At 50.3% G+C, this 6,062-nt stretch carries 8 protein-coding genes and 1 pseudogene; 1 reads left to right on the forward strand and 8 read right to left on the reverse strand.

The window, feature by feature from the left end; all coding sequences use genetic code 11:
- Positions 1-95: 95 nt before the first annotated feature.
- A pseudogene (locus Q0991_RS25125) lies at positions 96-242 on the forward strand (DDE transposase); the annotation flags it as partial.
- A 266-nt stretch (positions 243-508) separates the two neighbouring features.
- Here the strand turns inward: Q0991_RS25125 and Q0991_RS08535 are convergent.
- The 8 genes from Q0991_RS08535 to cynS all read right to left on the reverse strand — a co-directional run.
- Positions 509-979 (reverse strand): nuclear transport factor 2 family protein, encoded by a 471-nt coding sequence (locus Q0991_RS08535; RefSeq protein WP_299487393.1) that lies wholly within the window; start codon positions 977-979, stop codon positions 509-511.
- A 49-nt stretch (positions 980-1,028) separates the two neighbouring features.
- A complete protein-coding gene (locus tag Q0991_RS08540) occupies positions 1,029-1,388 on the reverse strand; it encodes a nitrile hydratase accessory protein (RefSeq protein WP_299487395.1) in 360 nt (119 codons plus the stop codon).
- A gap of 17 nt (positions 1,389-1,405) precedes the next feature.
- A complete protein-coding gene (gene nthA / locus Q0991_RS08545) occupies positions 1,406-2,029 on the reverse strand; it encodes a nitrile hydratase subunit alpha (RefSeq protein ID WP_299487398.1) in 624 nt (207 codons plus the stop codon).
- 41 nt (positions 2,030-2,070) lie between these two features.
- Entirely contained in the window at positions 2,071-2,817 is a 747-nt protein-coding gene (gene nthB / locus Q0991_RS08550) for a nitrile hydratase subunit beta (RefSeq protein ID WP_299487400.1), read from the reverse strand.
- Between the two features lie 21 nt (positions 2,818-2,838).
- On the reverse strand, positions 2,839-3,819 hold the full coding sequence (locus Q0991_RS08555; RefSeq protein WP_299487403.1) for a GTP-binding protein: 981 nt from the start codon (positions 3,817-3,819) through the stop codon (positions 2,839-2,841).
- 74 nt (positions 3,820-3,893) lie between these two features.
- Positions 3,894-4,820, reverse strand: a complete 927-nt coding sequence (locus tag Q0991_RS08560) for a formylglycine-generating enzyme family protein (protein ID WP_299487406.1) — start codon at positions 4,818-4,820, stop codon at positions 3,894-3,896.
- A gap of 7 nt (positions 4,821-4,827) precedes the next feature.
- Entirely contained in the window at positions 4,828-5,499 is a 672-nt protein-coding gene (locus Q0991_RS08565) for a HupE/UreJ family protein (RefSeq protein WP_299487409.1), read from the reverse strand.
- Between the two features lie 130 nt (positions 5,500-5,629).
- Positions 5,630-6,062: cyanase (gene cynS / locus Q0991_RS08570; RefSeq protein WP_299487412.1), on the reverse strand; the 433-nt coding region annotated here is incomplete at its 5' end.

Consider the following 6,062-nt stretch of genomic DNA (forward strand, 5'->3'; position numbering starts at 1 on the left):
ATATTGCGCCCCTGTCCAATTTGAAGACAATTACTGGAGGACACGAAATCAAACACTTGTAGCTTAAATGAACTGTCCACTTTTTCGAGTAAAGGTCAACCGACGAGTATGATATCTATGCTCGTTTAGAAATTTGGGGATATTCTCATAAGAGCGTTTGTCACAGTGCTAGAGAATATGCCCGAGATGAGGATGGTGATGGCTTTTGTGAAGTCTATGTCAATACCATTGAAGGCTTCTGATCATTACTGCAGTCATGGTTGAGACCCCATAGAGGTATCTATAGCAATCAAAGCCTTAGTTAGGACATTTTCTAATCCTGGATACTTTTCTATAGCTAGCTTTCCAGGGATCAAGGCGTCTCTCAAAAATCCTAAGCTGCTATATCAAGAAAAACTGCCGATATATCTAGGGTTCTTTGAATTTGTGCATAATGGAAAAGCCTTGATGAGTAGCCTATTAGGCACCTTGCTAGGCTAGCTCCCTAAAACACCGATTGAGCCTTGCTTTATTCAGGTGAATTAATTAGCCCTGGATGATCGCTGGGTCTGGGTCCAGGTGCAGACCAATAAAACCGCCGTTCTTCGGCCTTAATTGGCCGATCATTAATGCTCGCTTCTCGCCGTTGCATCAGTCCTGCCTCGTTAAATTCCCAGTTTTCATTGCCGTAAGCGCGGTACCACTGCCCCGCATCATCGTGCCATTCGTACTGAAAGCGAACCGCTATCCGATTAGTGCCAAAGGCCCATAGTTCCTTGACCAGGCGGTAGTCCAATTCCTTATCCCACTTGCGGCGCAGAAAATCCCGAATCGCTTCTCGACCCTGGAAAATTTCAGCTCGATTGCGCCAAAAGCTATCTTCGCTATAGGCCAGCGCCACTTTGTCAGGGTCACGATTGTTCCAAGCATCTTCTGCGGCTCGAACCTTAATGTTGGCCGTTTCTAGGGTAAAAGGAGGAAGGGGCGGTTTAGTTTCCATATACAAATTTGTAATCGATTTAACGGCAGGCGTAAGGGTTAGGGATGGACTATTCCGGTGGGTTATTTTTACAGTCCAACAGTTGAATCATATGGGCTTCCAGTTCTTCTGAGTGGATAATGCCAGTTCCAATAGTTAGCTTTTCCAATGCCGTTAACCAGCACTGATAATAGTCCCATTCAGGGGCAGTCAGGTCATGGGTCGCCTCCCATTGGCGAATCGTTTCAATTAGCGTTTGCCGGAAGTCTTCCCATTCGAAATACCCCTGTTTAGAGAGTGCGATCGCAACGCCAAAGGCCAGTTTTTCCCACTCTCGCTCAAACTTCAAATGCCCCTCTCGCCGGGGGGGTGCTTCTTCAGGAGAGCCCATCAAACTAGTGGTGGCAAAGTGCTCAAATTGAGTGAACATAGAATTAAACCTTAAGATTAAGCCTTGACCGTAGCCACACCCATCATGGCTTCAGGGGTGAGTAAACGGGCTAGCTGTGCTTCATTCATACCCTCGGTTCCGGTAGGGCGCATGGGCAGCACCCACCACCGAATTTGAGCACTGCTGTCCCAAACTTTGATTTGGACTGATTTATCCAGCTGGACGCCGAACTCAGACAGCACCTGACGAGGTTCCCGGGCGACTCGGGCCCGAAACGTGGGGTCCTTAAACCAATAGGGTGGCAGTCCAAGGGTCGGCCAGGGGTAGCAGGAGCATAACGTACAGACAATCACGTTATGGACCTCTGGGGTATTTTCAACAATACGCATATGTTCGCCTTCAGCCCCCGACATACCCTCAGGAAAGTCCATTTGCTCGCAAGCAGCATTACAGTCCGCTAGCAACAATTTTTTAAAGTCTGGATCAACCCAGGCTTTGGCCACAATCTTGGCCCCGTTGAAGGGTCCCATTTCCGTTTCAAAATAACTGAGGATTTTATTCACCGTGTCGCCTGTAATAATCCCTTTCTCGATTAGCAGGGATTCCAGGGCCTTGGCCTTAGCGGCACTAAAGGTTTCTCGGTCGGTACTATATTTAAATCCGGGATAGTTGCTGGGCATAACAGTCTCCTAAAACAGCTTCTCCTTAAAACAACTTCTCCTTAGACCGCTTCTATATAGGCTTCAAAAATATCGTTGTAGTACACCAAATTTGCTTCTGTGGTCGAGGCTTCCCAGAGGTCAGTGGCCTGGAAGGCAAGACTATAGACCGGCATGGGCGTACCGATGCCATCTTCTGTGGGGAAAAAGTAGGTGAAGGCCCCCTCGTACACCTTGACGACCTCAGCTATCCGCCCCTTGAGGTTACCGGGCAACCGACTATGGGCTGCGGGTGAGACATTTTTAATTCGGACCTGGTCGCCAACCTTAAACTTGGCAGGGCTTGGTAAAGGGCGTTTAGGAGAATCCCCTTTTCTCAGATACTGTTCAACTTGGGTATCAATTGCCGGGTTGCCACCCTTGGGTAGGGGGGCCGCGGCTTTAGTACTGTCCTGGAGGAATTCGGCGGTCCGGGCATCCAGTTCTTCTTGGGTAATATAGCCTTCGTCGATAAAGAAACCGGAAATGCCCCCCAACCACTTTTCGTAATAGCGCAGTCGGAAATATTCAAAGGGATGCAAACCTTCAGCTCCCTGGCGCAGGTGGCCCCAGGTCCAAAAGCTTTTGAATTGGGTGGGGACCGAGCCAATATCGTATTTTGGCAGGGATGTATTGAGGTGATTGCTCAGGGCCATCATGGCCGTGTGAATGCCAAAGATACGGGTTTCCCAGGGTTCCACGAAGACCTTGGTTTCAGGGGTAATGGGATCGAGCCCTTCTAGCCCACCCAGATTATGTTGAAGTTTCATAGATGCTCTCTCTAAGGACGGTTAAGCAGGAATATAGGCAGGGGCCAAGCACTCTTGGAAGCCCGCTCGGAGTTCGGCTTCGTCTAGGTTGCGACCGATAAAAACCAGTTCATTTTTGCGGGTTTCACCGGGTTGCCACGGTCGGCCAGGGCGACCATCTAGGGTCATATGAATCCCCTGAAAGACAAATCGCCGTCTGGCATGATCAACATCTAGGATGCCTTTCATGCGAAAAATATCGGGGCCACGCGCTTGCACAAGCTGATAGAGCCAGCGGTTAAGCCGATCGCTATCAACGGTTCCAGGCTCAGTAATCGCAATGGAATAGACCGACTCGTCGTGGGTGTGGGCGTCTTCGGTTAAAAATTCTGGATCGATGCTTAAGGCATTTTTCAGATCAAAGGCTTGCACATTCAAGACCTTGTCTAAGGCGATCTGGCAATCTTGGCTGGAATGGAGGGTTGAGATCGCATTCATCCCCCGAATCTTCTGCATTAGCGATCGCAACTGCCTGGGTGAGACTAAATCAATTTTGTTGAGCAAAATCACATCTGCAAAGGCAATCTGCTCTTGGGCCTCACTGCTCTGCCAATGGTGTTCAATATGCTTGGCATCCACCACCGTCACTACTGCATCTAGCTGGGTATGACGCACCATGGTTTCATCCACAAAAAAGGACTGGATGACGGGGGCGGGATCGGCTAACCCGGTGGTTTCTATGACCAGGTGATCGAAGGACTCGGCACGCGCCATCAAATCCCCCATAATTCGAATCAGGTCGCCGCGCACTGTGCAGCAGATACAGCCGTTATTCATCTCCAAAATATCTTCATCGGCATTGATCACTAACTGGTGATCGATACCCACTTCACCAAACTCATTGACGATCACAGCAATCCGCTGGTGATGTTCTTCCGTTAGGATGCGATTGAGCAGGGTGGTCTTGCCAGCCCCCAAGTAGCCCGTTAGGACCGTCACAGGAATTTTAGGGAGGAGTGCCATACATAAGTACCTTGTCTTCAGTGGGAGTCTAGGGTCTATCGATTTGCCTGATCGCCTATTTCTACAGCATGGCGCTAGCTCAGACTGACTCGAAAACCGATGGTTCGATTCAGAGCAGCTTGGTCATAACCCGAGCGACTAGCAGAACGAATCTGGGCTGGAGCATTCAGCCAACTCCCCCCGCGAATGGTGCGCAGTTGGGATGTCCGGGCTGCCCGCCCATTGCGGGGAGCACCTCGGTAATTAGCATGCCAGGTATCGGCACACCATTCCCAGACATTGCCATGCATGTCATAAAGTCCAAAGGCATTGGCGGATAAGCGCCCCACTGCCATAGTGGATTGACGATAGTCTCCGATCGCCTCAGCCCGATAAGGGGTCGTGCCCATATAGTCTGCGAGTTGGCTTGTGATCGTTTCCCCAGTATTAAAGGGGGTTTGGGTTCCAGCCCGACAGGCATATTCCCATTGGGCTTCGCTGGGGAGTTGATAGGGGCGGCCCGTCTGTTGACTGATGCGATCGCAAAATTCCACAGCCTCTAACCAAGAGACACTTTCCACGGGTCGATCTTTCCCCTGAAAGTATGAGGGGAAAGGGTTTAAGTCATACTTAACTTTGGGCAGAGTAGCCACCGCTGCCCACTGGGCCTGAGTGATCGGATATTGGCTGAGGAAGAACCTCGGGAGTTTAACTTGATGGCGAGGAAACTCATAACTGTGGGCCTGGGTTTCGGTGGGGATAGCGCCCATCCGAAAGTGACCCGATGGCACCGCCACCATCCTCAAGAACTCAGTACCATTAATGGAGTCTGCAAAATACTTTGCTCGATGGGGTTGCCGCTGCTTGACCTGCCCCCTGTGATCAACCGTGGTCACCTCAAACTCAACGATGGATAAGTCCGATGGATAAACTGGGGTATTCACAAAGGCCGACGTTTGCTCGGCCATTACCAAAGATAAGCCTGCTGCCCCTGCATATTCTAAAAATTGACGCCGTTTCATAGGCTTGTTATCCCAAAATCAGGGCAGAAAGAAAGGCGGCCCCGACCCCACAAATGGCAAAGCCCGAAAACCGCAGCGGCAACTCCGGCATCTGATGCCCTTTGAGTATCCTTCGCCCAATCCCCCTGGCTCCGAGGGCAACCCCAAGCTGAATGACGGTGAAACCCGCTAAGTAGGCCACCATGGGCGTCATATCTGCACCCACAATGGCTTCCCCATAGGCATAACCATGGAAGATTCCAGCCACTGCCGCTAATCCAGCGACAATCCGCCAGTTGGGATGGCGCTTGAGGGCCAACAAAACCCCAAATAACAGCACGGAAGCCGAAATAAAAAACTCTGGAGCAGGTAGATCTAGACTTTGGAGATGAATCCCCGTCCCCGCCAGACCTGCGATCACAAAGGCAATGGGAATCATCACACCTTGACGCATTAGAGCAGATATCAGCCCCACAGCAATCACAAATACAAAGTGATCAACACCAATAACGGGGTGAGCGACCCCCGACATAAAGCCTTCAAAGAAGTTCGAGGGTAAACGACCGTCTAGGGGATGGTGGGCTAAGGCATTCGGGGTGAAGAGTAAGAGTCCACACCCAGACAGTAAGAGGCCCCAGAGGGAACGGACCCAAGCGGAAGAGCCAGCACCTCTCATTTTTGGCCCTATGGAAGTTAACATACTTAGCATTAGCACCTCCTAGCAAGATCTATTGATACGTCTTTGATTTCAACCCTGTAGACGGTTTGGCCGCCATCGCCAATCATCCTGTCCTCAAGGAATTGAGTTTGGAAAAATTTGGGGGAATGACCTACCACTTTTTATAAGGCAGAAACTTTCCACACATGGTGACCTGAACGCGATCGCCCTTTGGATCCGGCACCTTATCCACTTCAATGGAGAAATCGATGGCACTCATAATGCCGTCACCAAATTTCTCGTGAATCACCGCTTTAACCGGCACCCCATAGACCTGCATGATTTCGTAGAATCGGTAGACTAATGGATCTGTAGGGATTACAGGCTCCAGAGATCCTTTCATGGGGGGCACAGTTAGGGGTTCCGCCAACTCTGCGGGTAAGCCCAAAGCGGTGACAATCTTCTCGGCTTCTTCCGTAGAGGCACTCGCCTGACGATAAATCACTGAGGCAATCCAGGTTTCATCACACCCGACAATTTTTTCTAAATCTTCAAAGGAAATACCTTTCGCTTTCTTTGCTGCTAGAAGTTTCTCGGTAATTTCA

The organism is Acaryochloris sp. IP29b_bin.137, from assembly GCF_028285745.1.
Lineage (GTDB): Bacteria > Cyanobacteriota > Cyanobacteriia > Thermosynechococcales > Thermosynechococcaceae > Acaryochloris.